General features: G+C 34.5%; 22 protein-coding genes and 1 riboswitch. Of the genes, 15 read left to right on the plus strand and 7 right to left on the minus strand.

The genetic code is table 11. The features are described 5' to 3' along the window. The first annotated feature begins 96 nt into the window (after positions 1–96). Complete coding sequence (locus X928_RS04955; protein WP_103078762.1) at positions 97–294, plus strand: cold shock domain-containing protein; 198 nt, start codon at positions 97–99, stop codon at positions 292–294. A gap of 57 nt (positions 295–351) precedes the next feature. Here the strand turns inward: X928_RS04955 and deoC are convergent, their stop codons facing one another. Beyond that, on the minus strand, positions 352–1,101 hold the full coding sequence (deoC, locus tag X928_RS04960) for a deoxyribose-phosphate aldolase (protein ID WP_103078763.1): 750 nt from the start codon (positions 1,099–1,101) through the stop codon (positions 352–354). A 113-nt stretch (positions 1,102–1,214) separates the two neighbouring features. Then, a riboswitch (TPP riboswitch) is annotated at positions 1,215–1,319 on the plus strand. Positions 1,320–1,454: 135 nt separating this feature from the next. Between deoC and X928_RS04965 the strand changes: the two genes are divergently transcribed. Next, the gene (locus X928_RS04965) at positions 1,455–2,432 is read left to right on the plus strand and encodes a thiamine ABC transporter substrate-binding protein (protein ID WP_103078764.1); all 978 of its coding nucleotides are present in this window, start codon (positions 1,455–1,457) and stop codon (positions 2,430–2,432) included. 118 nt (positions 2,433–2,550) lie between these two features. Next, positions 2,551–3,975 (plus strand): ABC transporter permease, encoded by a 1,425-nt coding sequence (locus tag X928_RS04970; protein WP_245857182.1) that lies wholly within the window; start codon positions 2,551–2,553, stop codon positions 3,973–3,975. Here X928_RS04970 and X928_RS04975 read toward each other — a convergent pair. Further along, a complete protein-coding gene (locus X928_RS04975) occupies positions 3,972–4,685 on the minus strand; it encodes a hypothetical protein (protein ID WP_103078766.1) in 714 nt (237 codons plus the stop codon). The genes X928_RS04970 and X928_RS04975 overlap by 4 nt on opposite strands. 196 nt (positions 4,686–4,881) lie before the next feature. Here X928_RS04975 and X928_RS04980 point away from each other — a divergent pair, with 196 nt between their 5' ends. Genes X928_RS04980 through X928_RS04995 form a run of 4 tightly spaced genes read left to right on the plus strand, consistent with a single transcriptional unit; the run spans position 4,882 to position 6,714 of the window. Next, positions 4,882–5,094, plus strand: coding sequence for a DUF2281 domain-containing protein (locus tag X928_RS04980; RefSeq protein WP_103078767.1), 213 nt, complete (start codon positions 4,882–4,884; stop codon positions 5,092–5,094). Next, positions 5,094–5,471 carry a type II toxin-antitoxin system VapC family toxin gene (locus tag X928_RS04985; RefSeq protein ID WP_103076612.1) on the plus strand — a complete coding sequence of 126 codons (378 nt, stop codon included), beginning with the start codon at positions 5,094–5,096 and terminating at the stop codon, positions 5,469–5,471. The genes X928_RS04980 and X928_RS04985 overlap by 1 nt, the downstream gene beginning before the upstream one ends. Positions 5,472–5,521: 50 nt before the next feature. Beyond that, positions 5,522–5,884 carry an encapsulin-associated ferritin-like protein gene (locus tag X928_RS04990; protein ID WP_103076613.1) on the plus strand — a complete coding sequence of 121 codons (363 nt, stop codon included), beginning with the start codon at positions 5,522–5,524 and terminating at the stop codon, positions 5,882–5,884. A 32-nt stretch (positions 5,885–5,916) separates the two neighbouring features. Further along, on the plus strand, positions 5,917–6,714 hold the full coding sequence (locus tag X928_RS04995; RefSeq protein WP_103076614.1) for a family 1 encapsulin nanocompartment shell protein: 798 nt from the start codon (positions 5,917–5,919) through the stop codon (positions 6,712–6,714). Between the two features lie 108 nt (positions 6,715–6,822). Here the strand turns inward: X928_RS04995 and dnaA are convergent, their stop codons facing one another. Beyond that, the gene (gene dnaA, locus X928_RS05000) at positions 6,823–8,187 is read right to left on the minus strand and encodes a chromosomal replication initiator protein DnaA (RefSeq protein ID WP_103076615.1); all 1,365 of its coding nucleotides are present in this window, start codon (positions 8,185–8,187) and stop codon (positions 6,823–6,825) included. Positions 8,188–8,803: 616 nt separating this feature from the next. Here dnaA and X928_RS05005 point away from each other — a divergent pair. The 5 genes from X928_RS05005 to X928_RS05025 all read left to right on the plus strand — a co-directional run bounded on the left by X928_RS05005 (position 8,804) and on the right by X928_RS05025 (position 14,317). Further along, complete coding sequence (locus X928_RS05005) at positions 8,804–10,309, plus strand: ABC transporter substrate-binding protein (RefSeq protein WP_103078768.1); 1,506 nt, start codon at positions 8,804–8,806, stop codon at positions 10,307–10,309. 110 nt (positions 10,310–10,419) lie between these two features. After that, complete coding sequence (locus X928_RS05010; RefSeq protein ID WP_103078769.1) at positions 10,420–11,427, plus strand: ABC transporter permease; 1,008 nt, start codon at positions 10,420–10,422, stop codon at positions 11,425–11,427. 13 nt (positions 11,428–11,440) lie between these two features. Then, positions 11,441–12,316: an ABC transporter permease gene (locus X928_RS05015; RefSeq protein ID WP_211286450.1), complete on the plus strand. Its 876-nt coding sequence runs from the start codon at positions 11,441–11,443 to the stop codon at positions 12,314–12,316. 5 nt (positions 12,317–12,321) lie between these two features. Further along, positions 12,322–13,311 carry an ABC transporter ATP-binding protein gene (locus tag X928_RS05020; protein ID WP_103078770.1) on the plus strand — a complete coding sequence of 330 codons (990 nt, stop codon included), beginning with the start codon at positions 12,322–12,324 and terminating at the stop codon, positions 13,309–13,311. Next, positions 13,304–14,317: an ABC transporter ATP-binding protein gene (locus X928_RS05025; protein WP_103078771.1), complete on the plus strand. Its 1,014-nt coding sequence runs from the start codon at positions 13,304–13,306 to the stop codon at positions 14,315–14,317. The genes X928_RS05020 and X928_RS05025 overlap by 8 nt, the downstream gene beginning before the upstream one ends. Positions 14,318–14,320: 3 nt before the next feature. Here X928_RS05025 and murJ read toward each other — a convergent pair whose 3' ends face one another. The 4 genes from murJ to X928_RS05045 are packed head-to-tail and all read right to left on the minus strand — an operon-like array spanning position 14,321 to position 18,333. Further along, positions 14,321–15,805, minus strand: coding sequence for a murein biosynthesis integral membrane protein MurJ (murJ, locus tag X928_RS05030; protein ID WP_103078772.1), 1,485 nt, complete (start codon positions 15,803–15,805; stop codon positions 14,321–14,323). Between the two features lie 20 nt (positions 15,806–15,825). After that, the gene (gene upp / locus X928_RS05035; RefSeq protein WP_103078773.1) at positions 15,826–16,455 is read right to left on the minus strand and encodes a uracil phosphoribosyltransferase; all 630 of its coding nucleotides are present in this window, start codon (positions 16,453–16,455) and stop codon (positions 15,826–15,828) included. Between the two features lie 27 nt (positions 16,456–16,482). Next, positions 16,483–17,418 carry a 1-phosphofructokinase family hexose kinase gene (locus tag X928_RS05040; protein ID WP_103078774.1) on the minus strand — a complete coding sequence of 312 codons (936 nt, stop codon included), beginning with the start codon at positions 17,416–17,418 and terminating at the stop codon, positions 16,483–16,485. Between the two features lie 18 nt (positions 17,419–17,436). Next, complete coding sequence (locus X928_RS05045; protein ID WP_103078803.1) at positions 17,437–18,333, minus strand: aldo/keto reductase; 897 nt, start codon at positions 18,331–18,333, stop codon at positions 17,437–17,439. A gap of 533 nt (positions 18,334–18,866) precedes the next feature. Between X928_RS05045 and X928_RS05050 the strand changes: the two genes are divergently transcribed. From X928_RS05050 to X928_RS05060, 3 genes are all read left to right on the plus strand, one after another. Then, the gene (locus X928_RS05050) at positions 18,867–19,700 is read left to right on the plus strand and encodes an HAD-IIA family hydrolase (RefSeq protein ID WP_103078775.1); all 834 of its coding nucleotides are present in this window, start codon (positions 18,867–18,869) and stop codon (positions 19,698–19,700) included. Between the two features lie 156 nt (positions 19,701–19,856). Then, positions 19,857–20,447, plus strand: a complete 591-nt coding sequence (locus tag X928_RS05055; protein ID WP_103078776.1) for a methionine synthase — start codon at positions 19,857–19,859, stop codon at positions 20,445–20,447. Beyond that, on the plus strand, positions 20,437–22,764 hold the full coding sequence (locus X928_RS05060) for a homocysteine S-methyltransferase family protein (RefSeq protein WP_245857185.1): 2,328 nt from the start codon (positions 20,437–20,439) through the stop codon (positions 22,762–22,764). Before X928_RS05055 ends, X928_RS05060 begins: the two co-directional genes overlap by 11 nt. The last annotated feature ends 209 nt before the right edge of the window (positions 22,765–22,973 follow it).

Genomic DNA, 22,973 nt, shown 5'->3' on the forward strand with positions numbered 1-22,973 from the left:
TTAACTTGCATTCCTATTCTTTTTGTATTATAATATTTTTGAAACACATTCCGTATGCTGCAATGGGTGGCACGGTAGAAATTTGGAGGTAACAACGTGAGAGGTAAAGTAAAGTGGTTTGATTCAAAGAAAGGTTATGGCTTCATCACTGGGGAAGATGGGAACGATGTATTTGTACACTTCTCAGCTGTTCAAATGGATGGCTACAAGAAGTTAGAAGAAGACGAAGAAGTTGAATTTGATGTAGTTGAAGGCGACAAAGGTCCTCAAGCTTCTAATGTAAGACCCTTATAAGTGTATACCATAATCTAAACCCAAAATACACCAAGGAGCGCGAAAGCGCTCCTTTATTTATATCCTTCCTTGAATTATCTTTAGTCCTGAACTCGTTCCTATTCTATCTGCTCCACAGCCAATCATTTTTAAAGCTGTTTCCAAGTCTCTGATGCCTCCAGATGCTTTTACTCTCATATCATTTCCCGCGAGAAACTTCATTAAACCCACGTTCTCCAATTCGGCACCACCGCTTCCAAAGCCGGTAGAGGTTTTAACAAAATCCGCACCAGCTAATTTTGAAATTACAACGGCGGCTATCTTTTCTTCCTTCGAAAGATAACATGTTTCAATTATAACTTTTAACAATTTTTTAGCATCTTTAGTCAATGAAGAAATAGCATGTATTTCATCATAAATATAATCATACTCTTGTGCCTTAAGCCTTCCTATATTCAAAACCATATCTAATTCATCTGCGCCGTTTTTAATCGAATTTTCAGATTCATAGGCTTTTGTTTCTATAGTATTGGCTCCCAATGGGAATCCAATTACTGTTGCTACTTTCACATTACTATCTGTAAGGACTTCTTTTGATAAACTTACGTAAGTTGGATTAACGCAAACCGCATAGAAATAGTTATCTTTGGCTTCTTTACATAGTGTTTCTACATCTGAAGGTGTTGAGAAGGCTTTAAGCAATGTATGATCAATATATTTTGCTACTTCTTGGGGTTTTAAGTTTGCCTGTCTTTCCTCAAAAGTGAATTCATTTTCAACTCTTTTTGTTTCGTTTTTGATTATGTTTTCTAATTCTGAAATTTTCATTTTTATTACTCCTTTCATCAAAATTAAATAATAAGATTATCTTTCAAAAATAATTACTAAAATATTCTATCACATTTGAAAAAAATGTGGTATAATAAACTTGAAAGTGAATAATAAATAGCCAGGGGAGCTGTAAGGCTGAGAGGATGCTTAAAAGGCATCGACCCTGACTACCTGATCTGGATAATACCAGCGAAGGGAGGCTAAAATATGTATTTAATTTAATCCTGTTCTCACTTCGTTGGTGAAGAACAGGATTTTTATTTTGCATAACAGGTTAATAATGGGCATTCTATGTTGGGAACTATCTCGTTTAAGTTAACTAAATAAATATTTAAAAGAGGTGAGTTAAGGTGAAGAAGTTTTTAGCGATGTTGGGTGTTATAGTTGTTTTGTTATCTTTTGCTTTTTCTGAGGAATTGACTGTCTATGTTTACGAAAGTCTCAGTTGGATTGAAGAAGGAACGATTCAAAAGTTTGAAAAGATGAACGACTGTGAAGTAAAAGTGGTAAAATTGGGTGATGCAGGTAACGTTCTCACACGGCTAGTTTTGGAAAAGAAAAATCCTCGAGCGGATGTAGTCATTGGGCTTGATCAATCGCTTGCTGCAAAAGCTGTTGAAGAGGATTTATTGATCCCTTACACACCAAAAAACATTGAAAATGTTAAAGACAAAGCGTTGATATTTGATCCCGAATATTATGTAGTTCCTTACGACTACGGGGTTATAGCCATCATTTATGATCCTGAAAATATACAAGAAGAATTAGTATCTTTTGAAGACCTAACGAAATATAAAAATTCTTTGATAATTCAGGATCCAAGAGCATCAAGCACTGGTCAAGCTTTTTTACTATGGACAATAGCGGTGTATGGAAATGAGTGGAAAGATTTTTGGGAAAGACTTATGCCTGCAATATTAACGGTGAGTCCGAGCTGGGATGATTCCTTTGCAAAATTTGAAATTGGTGAGGCACCCATGATGGTCAGCTATGCAACTGATAGTGCATACTCACAATATTACTATGGATCTAGTAAGTACAAGGTTTTTATCCCCAAAGAAGGTGCTTATGTTCAGATAGAAGGTGCCGGTATCGTTAAAGGTACTGATAATTTAGATTTAGCTCAGAAATTCATAGAATTTATGTTGACAGAAGATTTTCAAAAAGAAATACCTTTAAAACAATGGATGTTCCCAGTAATTGATGTTGAACTTCCTGAGGTTTACCAATATGCAGTGGTTCCCGAAAAAATTCTGACTATACCAGCCCAAGAAATTTCAAACAATCTAGAAAGATGGCTGAAAGAATGGGAGGCTCTATTATACTGAACTTATGAACAATAGAAGAAGCAAGAATTTACTGTTTATTTTATTTTTGTGTTTGTGGTTAATACCTTTTTCTTTTTTATTTAAAGATTTTTTTCGTTTAGAAGGTTTAGCGAATTTCTTGGATCCGCGTACGTGGCGGATCCTTGGTTTTACTTTTTATCAAGCTATTCTTTCATCTGTGTTGTCATTGGTTATAACTTTAATTCCAGCGTATTTTGCTTCAAGAAATGAAGGGATCATATCTAAATTATTAGATAATACCATTTTTATTCCTTTCTTTTTCCCACCCGTCTCGGCAGTTATGGCTTTCACTCTTGTTTATTCTTCAGTTGGTATTCTTTCAAAATTGGGTTTTAGTTTAGATATTATGTACACTTTGAAAGCAATAATATTAGCCCATGTCTTTTATAACTCTCCCATATTTGTTCGTTACATATCGGAAGCTCTTAGAAGAGTACCTGCAAGTTTTATAGAAACAGCCAGTATGGAAGGAGCGGGGAAGTTTAAAACTTTTATAAACATAGAATTACCTTTGATAATTCCGTCCATTTCTAGGGCTTTATTTTTAGTATTTACATATAACTTCACGAGTTTCGCGATTGTTTTAAGTTTAGGTGGGGTAAAATATTCAACTTTGGAAGTGGCTATTTCTACAACATTGAGAAGTACACTGGATTTTCCCAAGGCTTTGTCTTACGCATTGATTCAACTCTTAATCCTTACGATTCTTAATATCTTTATATCAAAATTTGAACCTATCTCTTTTGAATACGAACCATTCTCTCAAAAAAAATCTGGATATTTAAGTAGGACACTATCCATCTTTTACTTGATCTTTGAATATTCAATTGTTTTGGTAGGCATTGCAGCTTCTTTTTTTGATTTTATAAATATGAAATTTGATATATCTTCATTTCTGAATTTATTTTCTAAAGAATTGAATCGTATATATCCAGTGGTTAGATCAATCTTAAATTCCTTTTTAGTCTCGACAGTATCAGCTTCCTTTGCCGTAATAACAGCATATTTTCTATTGAAAAATTACAGTAAACTCATAAATGTGAGCGTAATGGCCACTTTGGGGATATCATCAGCATTTTTAGGTATGGCTCTACTTTATTTAAATATATTGTTTGATATTCCATTCGTATTGTTATTGATCCTGGGATATTTCTTAATAACCATACCTATCGCTTATTCATTTTTGTTCCAACCGATACGTGGCTTTGACAATAAAATAGTTGAAGCTGCAAAGATAGACGGAGCAAACAAACTAATCATCTTTCTAAAAGTAGAATTACCTCTTCTGTTTTCTTCTTTTACAAGTGCCTTTCTTCAAATATTTGCAATAATTTTTGGTGAATTCACCATCAGTTATACTATGCAAGTAAGAGATTACTTCCCACTTGTCAGTGTGGTTAATTATTCTCTTTCCTCAGGGAGATTATACCAAGAAGCAAATGCTTTAAGCGGGTTGAACATAATTATAATTTTCTTTATCTTTTATATAAGCAATAAGTTTGCAAAAAAGTCAGAAACTTAAATATTATCTTTTTCTACTACAGCAATAGCAAACTCCGTAATAAAATAGGCTTTCATCATATAATATTTTTCGTTTTCCTCGGTACTTAAAATTTCTTCAAACAATTTATCGTTAGGAATATTAAGTTTATTTCTCAATATAACTAACATATTGAATTCTCTAATCTCGTCTATTTCAAAATATTTCACGAGTCCAGTAGCCTTTAAATAATTATTTACAGCAGTTTTTATGTAATTGTATATCTTTTGTTTTATTGGTAAAAATTTAAAAAAGTTGTTTCTCATCAAACTAGCAATCTTCATTGCGCCAATTTTTCTAATAGATAAAAGTTCAAAAACATTGTCGTATTTAAAATTAATATACATTCCAAAAAATTTTCCGCTCAATCTCCCTTTGGCATCTTTTTCTTTCAACATCTCACTGTTGATAGTTAGTGCGAACGGAAATATAGTTATAGTTTCTAAAAAGTTATCGAAATTAATTTCTAAATCATCAATACTGTAGTTTAATTTTTCCTCAACTTCAGACCTTACACTGATCTCTGCTTCTTTGAATTTGTAAGCAGCCTCCTTTAAATTTTCTATAATTTCGTCCATTTCACTGGGATCAGCGTTTTTTAAAAATTCAAGATTAAACTTTTGAAGCTCAGGATGTTCCTTAAACAATCTATGTAAAAATTTTTTAAATTCTTCATCATCGTAATCGCTCATAATACATTCCTCCAAACAAAGTTTCAATGAAAATATTTCTCTTCCACATTAATTATAACATATATTGTGATCTATCTAGGAATTTTTTGAAAAAAATAAAAAAATGGTATAATTTTAAATGAAAAAGTAAATTTCTGGGGTTCTATATAAAGAGTTTCTAGAGATAGTCAATCAAAAATTAAAGGAGGTAAAGATCATGCATGAAAAAGAAATCGAGGAAAAAATTCAAAAGCTTCCCGAAAATTTGAGGCGAGAGGTTTTAGATTATTTGGACTTTTTACTAGGTAAATATCAAGGCAGAGAAAATTCAAGAGGTAAATTCAAGTTCGACTGGGAAGGAGGCTTATCAGAGATAAGAGAGGAATTCACTTCTATTGAACTGCAACACAAAGCTTTGGAGTGGAGATAATGTTTTTAGTGGATACAAACGTATTTTTAGAAATTCTCCTCAATCAGGACAAGAAAGATGATTGCAAGGCGTTTCTGAATAACAATATCGGAAATCTCAACATAACGGATTTTTCCCTGCATTCTATTGGCGTAATCCTGTTTAGATATGGCAAAGAAGATATCTTTCGGAGATTTGTTGAAGATGTCATGCCTAACACCAAACTTCTGTTTTTACCGATGGAGCTATACAGAGAAGTTGTAAATGTAAGAAAAATCCTGAAATTAGATTTTGATGATGCATATCAATATAGCATAGCTAAATACCATGGATTGAAAGTAGTTACAATGGACAAGGATTTTGAGAGAATAAAGGATGTAGAAACTTTGTTTTTATAGGACATTACTTAACAGAGCAGTAAATCAAAAATTAAAAGGAGGGAAACTAAATGCAAGATTACCATGAACCTTATGAAGAACTAAGTGACAAAGATCGTTCTTACGTCTATGCATTAAACAGTTTAAAAGAGGAGATAGAAGCGATAGATTGGTACAACCAAAGGGCAGCTGTTTCTAAAGATCCAACCATCAAAGAAATTATGGAGCACAATAGAGATGAAGAAATTGAACATGCGGTAATGCTTATCGAATGGTTAAGAAGAAACATGAATGGATGGGATGAAGAACTGAGAACTTATCTTTTCACAGAAAAACCATTGCTGGAAGTAGAGGAAGAAGCTGTTGAAGGAGAAAGCAAAGTAGAGTCTTCTTCAAATAAAAAAGGTGATTTAGGACTAAGAGGATTGAAGTAGAAAAAATACTAAAGATGAAGGAGGGGTAAAAAATGGATTTTCTTAAAAGAGAGTTAGCTCCAATAACTGAAGAAGCTTGGGAAGAATTAGACGAAAGGGCAAAGGAGATTTTTAAGAACAAATTAAAAATAAGACCAATTATTGATGTAGAAGGTCCTTATGGATGGGATTATTCTTCATACAATTTAGGTACTAACGAACTCGTTGAAAACCCAAGAGATGGATTGGGATGGGGAATAAGACAAGTTTTACCTCTAGTAGAGATTAGAAACCCATTTGTTTTGAAACAATGGGAGCTTGATAATATCGAAAGGGGTTTAGAAACTCCGGATTTGGAAGGGTTAGAAACCGCTGCTAAGCAGTTGGCTTCATTTGAAAATAAATTAATTTTAAAAGGTATAGAAAAAGCCAATATAATTGGCTTACAAACGTTAGCTAAGCAGAATTCTGTAGAAAGTTCCAAAGAAAGCGTAAAAGATTTTGTTAAATCCTTATTTGAAGTAAAAAAAAGGTTCATGGAGCAAGGGATTGAAGGGCCATATACTTTAGTGATTAACAAAGAAATATGGCAAGATTTATTTTCCATGAATCTATCGTATCCTTTGGATTTAGTTGTAAAAGAAATTATAGATGCCAAAGTGAAACCTATGCATGATGTCGATGAAAGTTTTGTAATTTCTAATCGTGGTGGAGACTTTAAATTAATTTTAGGACAAGATATTTCCTTAGGATATGATAGCAAGTTTGATGAGCAACTCAAATTTTTCTTTACTGAAAGTTTAACTTTCCACGTAGTAACGCCGGAAGCTATAGTTGGATTAGAAATGTAACTTACTTTTAAAACATTTGCTGAAACAACCTGATTATTATAAATAAAAAAATCGGCCTCAATTTGTTCTTGTTTAAATCACATAATTTGAGGCCGATTTCTTCTATTTTTATAAAGTAAGAATCCCTTTTTCGTCTTCCAATTTGTTCTTGATGTTATTGATCTTATTTTTTATCATTTCATTTCCCATCAACAAAGAATGTTCTATTTTTTTGATGGAATGAATAATAGTGGAATGATTTTTATCTAATTTTTCGGAGATATCTTTGGTTTTTAACTTCATAGTAGTCTTAAAAAGATAAGCTAAAACTTGACGTGCTAATGCTATTTCTTTTTTTCTGGATGATGAGAAGATATCCTTTCTATTAATATTAAATTCAGCAGCGACCAAATCTATAACGGTATCTATTTTGACAGTTTCCAGAACTTCTGGTGATTGGAATCTAACTTTGTTTGCGTTCATTCTCATCATTGAATTGACTATCGTTTTTGCAGATTCAATATTCACTGGCGCACCCGAAATTTGGCTTTGCAATAGAAGGTTCATAATAGCGCCCCGAAGTTTTCTTAGGTTTTTATCGACATGTTCGGCTAAATAATAAGCAACATCATCGGTTAGTTGAAGAGAAATCATTTGTGCCATTTTCTTGGCTATTAAGTACTTCGTTGCTTTATCAGGTGCTTGTATATCAGTTATCAAACCCATTTCAAATCTACTAATCAATCTGGGATGAAAGGTTGCCAATTCATCAGGTGTTCTATCGGAACATATTACTATCTGTTTTCTTGAGTTAAAAAGAGAATTAAAGGTATGAAAAAGTTCACTTTGCACGGTATTTTTTCCAATTAAAAATTGAACATCATCTATCAATAAAAAATCTACATTCCTTCTAAAGCGTTCTCGGAAGTTCTCCATATCGCTAGCTCTTATTCCATCCATCATTTGATTCATAAAATCCTCGGCTGTTACATACTTAACCTTCAAATCAGGGGCATTTTCCATCAAAAAGTTCCCTATTGCATGTAAAAGATGTGTTTTACCTAGTCCAACATCTCCATATATAAATAAAGGATTATATTTGCCAGGATTCTTGCAAACTTCCAAGGCTGAATAATAAGCTATCCTATTGGAATTTCCCGTAACAAAGCTATCAAAAGTGAACTCAGGATTAAACTCTGATAGTTTCAAAGGCCTGTTTTTTATTATTGGACCATTTACTGCATTTTTCTGTTCTTTACTAATGGGTATTTCTTTAAAAATAACTTCTAGAGGCTTTCCAGTAATATTATTTATAGTTTCTTTTATTATTGAGCCGAATCTTTTCTCGACAGCCTCTTTAATAAATAAATTTCCCAATCCAACAACGACCTTTTTATCGTCTAATTCCAAAATTTGAGCCGTTGTAAGCCAGTTATTCCAGGTATCTCTAGACATATTGGAACGTAGTTTTTCTATTAGTTCATGCTTTTCCATTATTTTCACCCCTTGGAATAAAACCCAATATATACTTTATCATAAGGGAGAAACTTAATCAAGAAAATTTTTGATTAAAAATCTGATTAGACGCTATTTATGCTTGATATAGAACTTAAAATTTTTAGATCCCTCGTCTTCAAAAGATTTAAGAAGCAAATTGTGGAACGCAAATTGTTAAATCTTTGTTTTAAAAAATAGAAATGTATAATATACAAACGTATTAATTTTAGAATAATAAGAAGTGTTAATATATATTATGTTAATTTAAAATAACTTAATTTAAGAATAGATCTATTTAAATCTATAAAAATGTTCAACGCTCAAATCCAGTCTTCTGATATTTTTTATTCCTTCTCTCGCTAGTTCTGATTTTTTGTTGTTACTTGACTCTTAAAGATATTAATTGTATAATAGAGATAATTAAGTTAATTTAAATTAAGTTACCAAATACGGCTTTATTTTTGAAATTTTTGTCAATAAAAGAACTTCTATGAAATTTTTTTCATGTTTTTGTAAAACTAGTTGTGGTTTTAATAAATAATCATCATAAGGTATTGTTGGAGATTGAGTGTTTAAGTTTTACATATCAGCACATTTTACGAGGAGGGATTTTATGAAAAGGTATTTGGTAAGTTTATTTGTTGTTTCGGTTTTATTTGTCGGTGTTTGGGCACAATCTACCATAGTTGTTGGAACTACAGACAAGATTAGAACTCTAGACCCAGCTTTGTGTTATGACTACTTTTCTAGTAACATTTTACAAAATGTTTTAGCTGGACCAGTAGACTACAAGGTTAATTCTACGGAAATTGTGCCCAATTTATTCGAAAGTTGGGAAGTATCTGATGATGGATTAGAGTATCTTTTCCAGGTACGAAAGGGTGTCGTTTTCGAAGATGGAACCCCTATAGATGCGTCCGTTTTTAAATTCTCCTTCGATAGGGTGATAAAACTTGGAGGTGATCCTGCGTTCTTACTCTCGGATATAGTTAAATCAACCGAAGTGGTCGATGATTACACCTTCAAAGTAACCCTTCAGTATCCTTTTTCGGCTTTTGTTTCCGTATTAGGTTATACAGTTGGATGGCCTGTTAATCCAAAGGTATTCTCAGCAGATAGTTTTTATGATGGAGCACCTTCCGCTTCTGGTCCATATAAAGTCACCGAATGGATAAGAGACGTCAGAATCACATTACAAGCAAATGAGAAATACTTTGGTGAAAAACCAAAAACGGATAGGATCATCATTTTATTCTATGAAAACGCTGCAACGTTGAGATTGGCTTTGGAAACGGGTGAAATAGACATTGCATTCAGACATTTAGACCCAAGAGACATACAAGATTTAAAAAATTCTCAAAATGTTCAAGTTATCCAGGGTGAAAGTCCACAAATCAGAATGTTAGTTTTCAATGCACAGAAAGAACCTTTCGACGATCCTTTGGTAAGGCAAGCGATTTCCTTAGCTGTTGAAAGAGATGTAATAGTCGAAGATGTATTTTTAAATATGGCATCACCACTATATTCTCTAGTACCAATGGGAATGTGGAGCCACGAAGATGTCTTCCAAGAAGGAGATCTTGAGGCTGCAAAACAACTTCTGTATCAAGCTGGTTACGACGAAAAAAACAAACTGGTGATTGATCTTTGGTACAGCCCTACTCATTATGGAACAACCGAAGCAGATGTAGCCCAAGTTTTAATGGAATCCTTAGAAAAGACAGGAATTATCGATATCAACTTAGAATATGCGGAATGGGCAACCTACGTTGATTATTTTTTAAACGGAACTATGGGTATGTTCTTATTGGGTTGGTATCCTGATTACATAGACCCTGATGACTATCTCTGGCCATTCTTAAGTGAAAGTGGAGCTAGATCGATGGGTAGTTTTTATGTCAACCCAGTAACTGAAAGTGTGATGAGAGCAGCAAGAGTAGCGACTGACCAAGAAGTTAGATCTCAATTGTACAAATTGGTTCAACAAGATCTAGCTTTCAACGCTCCTTACGTTTCACTTTGGCAAGGTGTAGAAACGGTCGCCGCCCAAAATAACATTAAAGGAATTTTATTAGAACCTTCCCAGATCTTTAGATATTATTTGCTCTACAAGGAATAATTTTTCCTTAAGCATCTTTTGAAGGTTTGAAATTAAGACAATTGCCCCGATTTATTTAATAATCGGGGCAATTTTAAGAAAACCAACCTCAGAAAAGAAAGGTGATCTAAGTGTCTCTGAGAAATTATATTATTGTGAGAATCTTGTTGGCAATCCCCATGCTTTTTGTTCTCTTAGTAGTTATATTTTTCGTTATTAGGATAATTCCCGGAGATCCTGTTGCAGCAATGTTAGGTGGGAGAGCCTCTCAAGAGGTTATTGAAGCCAGGAGAGCAGAACTAGGACTTAACGATCCCATATTGGTTCAATTTTTTAAATATGTAGGGGGACTGTTCAAAGGTGACTTGGGAACTTCAACAATGACGGGAAGACCCGTACTTGATGAGATATTAGAAAGATTTCCTGCCACATTAGAATTAACGATTTTTGCATTTATTGTGGCTGTAATTATAGGGATCTTTTGGGGTTCAAAAGCCGCACAAAAAAGGGATAAACCCGTAGATATAGTTGCCAGAGGATTTTCGATGCTCATGTATGCTGTACCTGTATTTTGGTTTGGACTGATGATGCAATTCATTTTTGGAATGCAGTTAAAATGGCTACCCATTGCTGGAAGGATCGGCGCTACAGTTCAATTTGAAAAAATTACTGGTTTGTTTTTACTGGATTCCCTTTTAAGGTGGAACTGGACTGCTTTTTGGGATGCCCTACAACATTTGTTGTTGCCGGGTATTACTCTCGGCCTTGTTATCTCAAGTATTTTTTTAAGAATGGTTAGGAATAATACAATTTTAACGTTAACCTCTGATTATGTTAAATCTGCTAAAGCAAGGGGGATACCTGAAAATAAAATATTGTACAGACATGCTTTAAGGAACGCGTTAGTTCCTATTTTAACCGTAATGGGATTACAGCTGGCACTATTAATGGCTGGGGCTGTTTTAACTGAAACCACTTTTTCTTGGCCAGGGATTGGAAGTTATCTCATCATGAAAATCAGATACAGAGATTTTCCTGCTATTCAAGGAACGATAGTTTTTTTCGCCATTTTTGTAATAATAATTAATATAATAGTAGAAATTATCAACGCGTTAATAGACCCAAGGGTAAGGTACTGAGGAGGGTATAAAATTGGAAGAACATAAATTCATTTCATCGAAGATTGGGAAGGGCTTCTCCAGATTCTTTAGAGGTTCCAACGCTTGGCTTACCTTCATAGGTTTGGTTATTTTGATTTTTTACATTTTTTTGGCCTTTTTTTCTCCTCAAATAGCTCCTTACGACCCTACAGAAAGAGTTGGAAGATCTTTAACCTCTCCTAGTAGTGAGTTTTGGTTTGGAACTGACAACCTTGGCAGGGACGTATTTAGTAGGGTTGTTTATGGAGCCAGAATTGCCTTAACAATAGCTTTTGTTTCCGTAGCAATAGCTTCAGTTGTTGGTATACCGTTAGGTTTATTATCGGGATTCGTGGGAGGAATATTCGACAGAATAATGACCATTATTATGGATGCTATATATTCCTTTCCAGGTTTAATCCTCGCCATAGCGATAGCTGCATTTTTAGGACCAGGTATTATGAATATTGCTATTTCAATAGCTGTTGTTTACATACCTACATACTTCAGGGTCATTAGAAATCAAGTATCTTCAGTAAAAAACGAACTTTATGTCGATGGAGCCAGGGCTATAGGTGCATCAAACTTATCTATTTTGGGAAGGTATATACTTCCAAATGTACTGCCATCCGTGGTGGTTGTTCTTTCAATGAACCTGGCAGATGCTATAATGACAGAAGCAGGGCTGAGCTTTTTGGGATTAGGTATAGCTCCCCCAACTCCTGATTGGGGTTTTGATTTGAGCAACGGTCAAAGATTTATTTTGAGTGGCGCTTGGTGGGCTTTGACTTTTCCAGGTGTTGCTATAATGACTGTTACACTAGGATTTTCTATGTTCAGTGAAGGTTTGAACGAGATGCTGAATCCAACAATTAGAGAAAGAAGGTAGTAAGCGTGCTTGAAGTAAAAAATCTGAAAGTTTATTATAAAAGTGAAGAGGGAATTATAAAAGCGGTTGACGATGTTAGTTTTAATGTAAAAGACGGAGAAACACTAGGGCTAGTGGGAGAATCAGGCTGCGGGAAATCTACCTTGGGACAAGCTATAATGAAAATATTACCTTTAAATGCGCGATTGTATGGAGAAATACAATTAAATGGTCAAAATATAACTAAAATGAACGAAAAACAAATGCGAGAAATTCGTGGTAGAGATATCACCATGATCTTTCAAGATCCTATGACTTCCCTGAACCCAATTATGAAAGTCAAAGACCTTTTTGTTGAGATTGTGAGGGCTCATTTTCCCGATATATCTGAGCAAAAAGCTATAGAAATGGGGGGTAGTGTCCTAAAGGATGTAGGAATAGACCCAAGCAGGATGAATCAGTACACATTTCAATTCAGTGGTGGTATGAGACAAAGGGTAATGATAGCCTTAGGACTTGTTTTAAAACCTTCTTTTGTTATTTCCGATGAGCCAACAACTTCGTTGGATGTCATAGTTCAAGCTCAAATAATAGAGTTGATGAGTAAATTAAGGGACGAATATCAAATGTCCATGTTGCTTATAACACATGACTTAGGTGTAGTTGCTCAACTTGCAGATAAGATTGGAGTCATGTATGCCGGTCATTTGGTGGAAATATCTTCAAAGGAAAATATTTATTACAATCCTAAGCATCCTTATACAAAAGCACTTTTAGATTCCATTCCAAATACTGATATCAAATATAAAGATTTAAAATATATTCCTGGAAGTCCTCCGGATTTGGGTAAACCTCCAAAAGGATGCCGATTTGCCCCTAGGTGTGAGTACGCAATGGACATCTGTCATGAACAAGAGCCCAAAAGTTTTTTAATCGAAGGATCGGAAGTTAAATGCTGGCTGTATGAAAATTCTCAAGATTTAAAACATGTAAATGTAGGTGGTACTAATGACTGAAAATACAATCTTAAAAGTTGAAGGTTTAAAAAAATATTTTCCTCTAAAAAGAACGGTGGGGGAAGTTTTGACTAGAACCCCTCCTAAATATGTAAAGGCGGTAGATGAGATTAATTTTGAAGTAAAAAAAGGCGAAACTCTTGGTTTAGTTGGTGAATCAGGAAGTGGGAAAACCACAACAGGCAGGTTAATTACAAGATTAGAAGATCCTACTGAAGGAAAAATTTTATTCAAAGAAAAAGACATCAGTACCTTAACAAAAAAGGAATTAAAACACATAAGAAAAGAGATTCAAATAATCTTTCAGGATCCACTTGCAGCCTTGAACCCTCATATGAGGATCGGTGAAGCTGTGATGCATCCTCTACAAATACACAATATTGGAAAGGACCGTTCCGAAAGGCAGAAGTTTGTTATGGAAATGTTGGAAAGGGTACAGTTATCACCTGCAAGTGAGTATTATTATAGGTATCCTCGTGATTTATCCGGTGGCCAAAGACAAAGGGTTGTAATAGCAAGGGCTTTGATCTTAAAACCTACCTTTGTTGTGGCGGATGAAGCAGTTGCGATGTTGGATGTCTCTGTTAGGTCCCAGTTGTTACAACTGATGATCAACTTAAAAAATGATTTTGATTTGACTTATCTTTTCATCACACACGATTTAGCTACAACTAAATATATTTGTGACAGAATCGCCGTAATGTACTTAGGCAAAATTGTAGAAGTTGGAAGTTTTGAGCAAATATATACAAAACCCAAACATCCGTACACCCAAGCTCTAATATCAGCTGTTCCCGAACCTGATCCTAAAAGCAAGAAAAAAAGAATAATACCTCAAGGCGAAGTCCCAAATGCCGTTAACATTCCCACAGGTTGTAGGTTTCATCCTAGATGTCCATATGCCAAAGAAATTTGTAAAATTCAAGAACCCATTTTGAAAAATGTTGAAAATCAACAAGTAGCTTGTCATCTCTATGATTCAGAATATGAAAAGAGTGTCGTTTAGGCCTTATTTTCTTTTAAAGAAAATGTTTATGGCTAATTTTAACTTTTTTGAACCTATAATGTACGCTGATGAGAAATAAACTAGGGCACTAAGAGCAATCAGGAGAACAACTAACAGTCTAGAATCAAAAAATCCTTTACTAGTCACGATAAATATAGACATAACAGCGCTTGCGATGAAAATTTTAAATATTTCCATCCAATCTTCACCAGTCAAACCTTTAATAATATTGAAACCTGTCATGAACATGCCGATAATACCGGAAATAGCAGTTGCAAGTGCGATACCTACAACACCATATCTGAAAGCCAACAAAACATCGAGAGTCGCGTTCACTAAAAGCATTACCACTGCCACTAAAGAAGGATACCTTGTATTTAATTTAGAGTGGTAAGTTCTGATAAAGATAGTATGTAAAGAATAAAATGGAAGCCCCAGAGAATAATATAACAATGTTTTTGCTGTTATTAACGTATCTTCAAAAGTAAAACTACCGTGTTGATATATCAAAGCCACGATCTCATTGTTTAAAAATATTAAACCGAACATTGAAGGAATTGCAAAGAATAAAGTTAGTTCTATACTATCTTTCAAATTCTTGTTGTATTCTTTTTCATCTTTAATACTTGAAGAATACGATAATTTAGGTAAAAGGGCGTTTGCAACACTGATGGCGAATATGCTTAAAGGGAGCTGATAAATTCTTAGAGCGTATTGAATGGTCGAAACACCTCCCGTACCGGTCCATGTTGCGATATTGGTATCAACCAATGTATTCAAGGAAGCCACAGCTACTCCTAATAATGCAGGACCAAACAAATTCATTATACTTTTCAGATCTTTGAAATTAAAATCAAGTGTCATCCGGAAATGAATCTTTCTTAAGATATAAAAAACTAACAAAAACTGTAAAATTCCTCCTACTGTGAATCCTATAGTTGGTCCTAATATTCTTGGGGAAAAGTAAGAAGATAAAAAAATAAACACGACACTGCAAAGGTTAGATAAAGCAGGAGCGAATGCAGGTCCAAAATAGATATCGTTACTATTTAAAACACCTGTAGCTACTGCCCACAAAGAGATAAAAATTATGAAGGGATATGTAATTTTCAACAAATAAGAGGTTAATTCCATCGTTGATTCAGACAAGCCAGTTCCCAAAACTAAAACTATTTGGTCCGAAAAAAAATAAACAGGTATATATAATGAAACAGTCGTTATTAATACAAACCATATTGTGGTGCTGAGAAAAACCTGAGAATCTTTTCCTTGTTTTCTTGTAAACAAAGGAATAAAAGCTGAGGAGAGGGCTCCATCAGCGAAGATTTTCCGAAGAAAGAAAGGAAGAATAATTGCTACTAAATATGCATCGTACTCTGCACTAATTCCAAAATAATGAGCAAAGGTAGCATCCCGTAAAAGGCCTAATAATCTACTTATAAGAGTTGCCAAGGAAAAAAGAAATGTATGCTTTAACAATTTCGACATCCAATTGCCCCCGATATTCTTTATTTTGTTCTATACAATCTATCTCCTGCATCTCCCAAGCCGGGAACAATATACGCTTTTGAATTGAGTTTACTATCCAAAGCAGCGGTGTAAATAATCACATCTGGGTTTTCACTTATAACTACGTTAACCCCCTCGGGAGCTGCTATCAAGGACATAATAGTGATATTCTGTCCTCCCTGTTTTTTCACTTGCTTTATAGCATGGTTCATAGAATGTCCTGTGGCAAGCATAGGATCGAGAATAAAGATTTGATGGTCTTCTGTCAAAGGTGGAAACTTCACATAATACTCTATTGCATTGAGAGTTTCTGGGTCTCTATACACACCCAGAAAACCTACACTAGCATTTGGAACCAATGAAAGAACACCATCCAACATACCTAAACCTGCTCGCAATATAGGAACTATGGTAACTTTTTTATCTTCAACCATCTCTCCTTTTGTCTTTGCAATTGGCGTTTCAACTTCAACTTCCATCGTTGGAAGGTTTCTGGCTGCTTCATAGGTTAGCAGAAGGGTTATCTCATTCAAAAGTTCCCTGAATTCTTTAGGTCCTGTGTCTTTATTTCTCATTATAGAAAGTTTATGTTTTATCAAAGGATGATCAACAACGTGAAGATTATCCATGTAAAAATTGCACCTCCCAAATTTTTGTTAGAATATCTTTTCTATTTTTATTTCGTCTAAAAGCCTTAAAACGTCATTTTTTCGACAAAGTTCTGTTCCAGGAGTCATGACTGAGGCGTTACCTGATGCATTTGCCCATTTAAAGGCTTCTTCTTCATTTGCTCCTTCTTCACGTTTTAAAACGTAAGCTGCAAGAAAGGAGTCTCCCGATCCAACCGCACTTTGAACAGGTAGATCTAAAGAAGGAGCATATAGGCAACTCCCCTTTGAGATAAATATAGCGCCCTCTGACCCTAGAGTAAGCAATATTTCTTTTATTCCGTACCTATCAATTAGATCCAAACCATATTTAGCAAGTAGGTCTTTGTCAATTCCATTTATTTTTTTGCCAAGAACTCTTTGAAACTCGTATAGATTAGGTTTGATACAATCAGGATGTGATTCAACGCCGACTTTTAAATTTTCACCGTCGGCATCAAAATATATCCTAGCGTTTTTTCCTTTAAGGTAAGAAATTATTTCTGCATAAAAATTTGGAGTTACACCCCGCGGCAAACTTCCTGAAATAACAACGGTATCATTTTCTCTGATTAAAAGTTTGAGAGTCTCATACAGTTGGTTCAAATCAGTTTTTGGAATCTTTGGACCTTGAACACTCAGCCGGTATTGAGAACTTTGTTCTTGTAAAATGATGTTCATTCTAGTTTCTTTGGTAATTCTAACAGCCGTATATATTACACCTTCTCTATCCAACATTTCCTCAATCTTTCTTCCATTTTCACCACCAAGAAAAGAAATAGCCACGGACTTCCCGTCTAATTCTTTGATTGCCCTGGAAACGTCGATTCCCTTTCCCGCAGGATAATCTTTTATCTTTTTAACACGGGTAGTATCATCTGTTTTTAATTTATCTACATAAAGGTATCTATCTAAACATGGATTAAGGGTTATTGTAAATATCATATAAAATCATCAACTCCTTTACGGTACATCATGACCTAGGGCAGCTTCATAGATCTTAAACCATTGTTCTCTCGTCAATTTTATGTTCAGGGCTTCAACAGCGTTCTTAAGCCTTTCTAATCTACCGCTTCCTGAAATAGGAATTACTCCAACAGGATGGTTTAAAAGCCAAGAGTATACAAGAGTATCCATAGAATCGATACCGAGTTCTTTGCCAACTTCTTTCAACGTCGTCAATATTCTTACTGACTTGTCGTTTGAGACATCGAATAACTTTCCTCCCGCCAAAGGCGACCAAGCCATTGGATTGATGTTTTCCCCTTTTAGAAAATAAATATTATCGTTTTCAAAATGTTCTAAATTGAATGGGGAAATTTCTATCTGATTAGTCACCAAAGGAAGGTTTAATTTTGATTGTAAAGCTTCAAATTGATTGATGGTGAAGTTTGACACTCCGAAGAAACGAACCTTACCAGATTTATGTAACTCTAAAAAGGCTTCTGCAATTTCTTCTGGGTTCATGAAGGGATCTGGGCGATGTATAAGGAGTAAATCGATATAGTCTGTATGAAGGTTACGAAGGGAATTATCTACAGATTTCAATATATGTTCTTTGCTTGTATCGTAATAATGAATTCTTTTTGTCTCCTTGTTGGGGAGTACTATACCGCACTTGGTTACAATCTGGATTTTATCTCTAAGAGAAGGATTTAATTTTAAAGCATTTCCAAATAAACCCTCACAAGTATAAATTCCATAAATATCAGCATGATCGAAAGTGGTTACTCCTAAGTCTATAGCTCTCATAATAAAATCTTCTGTTTCTTTTGTTGAAAAATTCCATTCTCGAAGTCTCATCATCCCTTGTACTATTCTTGATAAATACAAACCACTGTTAGAAACGTTTATTTGCATTGTTTCACTCATTATTTCACCTCACAATTTAAAAGAATTTTCCACACTTTTTGATCGATTTATTATAACATATTTTCTTCCTAGCTATCGTTTGGAATATAAAAAAAGCAACAAATTTTTAATTTTTTGATATAATTAAATGTATAAATGGTCCTGTGGGACAAACTCCTCTTCCCTTTCCTTAAATGGGCGAGCTGCTGGATGAAAGGGTAAAGAACCTTTTCCTTATGGGTGGGGAGCGGAGCAAACCCCTTTCCTCTTTCCTTAAATGGGTGGGGAACCGGGCTAGGTGGTAAAGGTTCCCTTTCCTTAAGGCGGGGAGCGGGGCGAAGTGGTAAAGGTTCCCTTTCCTTAAATGGGTGGGCTGCTGGATGAAAGGGTAAAGAACCTTTTCCTTATGGGGTGGGCAGCGGGGCGAAGGGGCGCTAATAAGGGCTAAGCGCAGCTTATGCAAAAACCATTAAGCAATTAACTCACAAAAAGCTCTCTGCTTTTAAAAGGGTCAGGGGACGCGCAATTAAATTTTAAAAAAGGTGGTTTTTATTCTGATAAACAATATAAAAACAATCGAAAAATTAAAACAAATAGAACTCTTCGTTTTAGATATAGACGGCACTTTTTATATCAGTCAAAAATTAGTTAACGGTGCGCTAAAATTCTCCAACCTTTTGAAAAGACTAAATAAAAAGCTTGTCTTTTTAACCAACAACTCCAACAAATCCAAGATAGAATACCTACAAGAGTTTCACGCCTTAAACTATCCAATTAAAGAAAACGAGATCTACACTGCGGGCATAGCTGCTGCAGAATATATAAAAGATAAGTTTGGGCCAAAAAGAATTTTTTTGGTGGCTACTCCCTCAATGATAAAAGAATATGAAAGATTTGGACATCAAATTGTCGCAGATTCCCCTGAGATGGTTGTAGTTACCTTCGATAAAAGCTTAACCTATGATAAATTGGCAAAAGCCTCCATATTTGTATCTAAAGGAGCCTTCTTTTTTATTACCAATCCAGATTTGAACTGTCCAACCGAAGAAGGGCCAATCCCCGATACAGCCGCTATTGCAAGTGTGGTATCGAAAGCATGCAATAAAGAACCTGACATCGTCTTTGGGAAACCAGATCCCAAGATCTTAGAAATGATAATGAAAAATTATCAAGTAACCCCAGAAAAAACTTGTATAGTTGGAGACAGGTTGTATACCGATATATTAATTGGAATAAACGCTGGTACATTATCTACATTAGTATTAACCGGGGAAGCAAAATTAGAGGATCTAAAATATTCTGCAATAAAGCCAGATCTTGTAGTTGACGATTTAGGACAACTTGCGGATCTCATCATGGGTGAAGAAAGTGGCTAAAGGCATGGCCTTTTATTCTTCCTTAGATGGGTGCGGATTGGTTTGCTGCAGTGTGCAAACAAAGTTTTTAAATAATTTTGACGTTGAATTTGGGGTTTTTAAGGGGGAACCCCTTAACGTCTGGGCAAAGGGGCGCTATCACAAGGCTTTCTAAAGATGTTTTTTATCGAAATAACAGGAGGGGAAATTTTTATTAAAATCTACATTCCAGAAACTTATGAAATAATGCCTCAGAAAAAAATATACTTACTCCGAGCAGGCTTTAATGGAACTAAATTCCAAATCAACGACAAATTAAAAGAAGAAATAAATAAAATATACAAGCTCGGTTTAGAATTAGCACAACCAAAAGCCATATGTGACACATATAAAATAGAGACAATTCCTACAGAACTTATTCCTAAATCTTTCCAAGGTGTTAACTCTATCACTTTTTTTGTATCTACCTTAGGATACGAAATAGACAACTATATATCAAACGCAAATACTCTCTCTTCCATGTTAATGGATGCTTGGGCTTCAGAAGCCATAGAGGCTTTCAACGAATCTATCGATAAAAAGCTGAGAAAAGATTTCGGTAAAGGTACCAGGAGGTTTTCTCCTGGATATTCGGATATAGATGTGAGAAAAAATTGGGATATCGTCAGTAATTTACTCAAAACAGAGATAGTAGTTGTCAACAAAGAAACTGGTATCATAACTCCAAGAAAAAGTACTGTATGTATGATAGGGTGGTATGATGAATAGAAAAGATTTTGCAGAAATATTGAATAAAAAGATACTTATTTTAGACGGAGGATATGGAACTGAATTTATAAAAAGAGGATATAAAGAAATTCCTGCTGAAATTTTAAACATCAGATATCCAGAAGTAGTTTACAATCTACAAAGTGAATACGTAAAATCGGGAGCAGACATTCTTTTAACCAATACCTTCAGTGCAAATCGAAAAAAACTCAAAGAGTTAAATTATGAAGAGGCGTTCGAAAAAGTTAACGTCAAAGCAGTTGAAATTGCCAAGCAAGCATCGAAAGGTAAGGCTTTGGTCTTTGGAGATCTATCCTCTCTAGGAGAGTATCCAAAGCCTATGGGGTTGCTTGAAATGGACGAAGCTATAGATGAGTATTATCAACAGGCAAAAGTGTTGTTTGAAAGCGGTGTAGATGGATTTATCGTTGAAACGATGACAGATATAAAAGAGTTAAAAGCAGCTATATATGGAATAAGAAAAGTAACAGAAGATTTACCTTTAATAGCTCATATGACGTTTGAAGAGAACGGACGTTCCGTTACAGGAACTTCTGTGGAAATCTTTGCGAATGTTTTCAACGATTTAGATGTAGATGTACTAGGAATTAACTGTACTTTGGGTCCAGAAGAACTTTTAAAGGTTTTTGAACGTCTATCACTCTCAACAAACAAGTTCTTATCAGTTGAACCAAACGCTGGTAAACCTGTTTTCGATGGAAAACATTTGGAATACAAAATGACACCCGAAATATTTGGAATGTTTGTAGAAGACTATTTAGATTTAGGAGTAAATATTATTGGAGGCTGTTGTGGTACCTCTCCAGAACATATAAAAGTTATTAGAAATATGGTAAAAAGAAGACCTAAAAAAATAGTAAAAGAAATACCTATTATGTACTCTTCAAGAACGATCTTAAACAAGTTTCATCCTTTCACCGTTATTGGGGAGAGAATAAATCCTGCCGGGAATAAAAAATTTCAAAATGAAATTGAAGAATTCAACTTCGAGAATGTAATAAAAAGAGCCAACAGTCAAAAAAGCGTAAAGGCCCAGGCAATAGACGTTAACTTGGGTATCGAAAAGATTTTGAATGAAGAACATTTCAAACAAATTATCATAGAACTAGACAAACATTCTTCTCTTCCAATTTCTTTTGACATTCAAAATATTGGATTTTTAGAAACCGCTTTAAAAGAATATCCAGGAAGACCAATAATCAATTCTTCTAAATTAAGTAAAAAAGATCTGGACAGAAAACTCGAGTTGATTAAAAAATATGGCGGATTACTAATTGTATTAGCACTCGAGAAAGAAATCTTAGAATCTGCTGAAGAAAGACTACAACTAGTGCTAAGAAAATGGCCGTACATAGAAAGTAAAGGAATAACTAAAGATAGAATTATAGTTGATCCGTTGGTGTTGTCCCTTGCTGCCAATAATGATCCAAATATTACATTGGAGACAGTAAAGTTACTTTCGCAAAATGGGTTCAATACCACTATGGGTCTTTCGAATCTTAGTTTCGGTTTACCAAACAGAAATTATATAAATGCAGCCTTTCTTTCAAGGGCAAAAGGTAAAGGCTTGACTTCAGCTATCTTAAATCCCGAAGATGAGTTCCTTATGAACACGTTGAATGGTAACCTATTGTTGGATAAAAATATTGTAATACCAAGTAAGGTTGAAAAACAAGACGAATTAACCGAGAAGATCCTACAAGGTGAAGAAGGTGAAGTAAAACGAATCATTGAAAATCAGTTAAAAGAGAAAAGTCCGTTAGAAGTTAGCCAAGATGTGCTTGGTAAAGCAATGGAAAAGATCGGAGACCTTTATGCACAAGGGAACATATATCTCCCAGAGTTGTTGTTAGCTGCCGAAACTGTCAAACCCATTTTTGATTACTTAAACAATTTGATTCCCGAATCTCAAAACGATAAAAAAGCTAAGGTAGTACTAGCCACGGTAGAAGGAGATATACACGATATTGGTAAAAATATAGTGGCAGCGGTATTAAGAAGCGCTAACTTCAAAATTGTAGATCTTGGCAAAGATGTAGAAACTTCTACAATAATCAACGCTGTACAAAAAGAGAAACCAAATATTTTAGGGTTATCAGCTATGATGACAACTACAGTGGGAAAAATAGAAGAGGTGGTAAATGAACTAAAAAAATTAAGTATTAAAGTAAAAGTTATTGCCGGCGGTGCCTCGATGAACAGAAAACTTGCTGAAACCTTTGGCTGCGATGCCTACGCTAAAGATGCAAGCGAAGGGCTCAAGATATGTAAAAGTTGGGTCAATTTGAATTCATAATCGTTCATCTTCCGATCTTTATATATCAAAAATGTTAATAAAAAGAAAAAGTTTTAAGTTGATAAAATATGATAAAATCTATCGGTTTTCTTGAAATACCTGTAAATAAAAGATTTCGAGCAAATATAACGAAATTTTTTTCAAATTTTGATAAATGGAGATTTCGGTGTATAATCGCAAATAAATCCTTCTAATCATAAATATTTACC

The organism is Petrotoga miotherma DSM 10691 (assembly GCF_002895605.1).
In the GTDB taxonomy this organism is placed as follows: domain Bacteria; phylum Thermotogota; class Thermotogae; order Petrotogales; family Petrotogaceae; genus Petrotoga; species Petrotoga miotherma.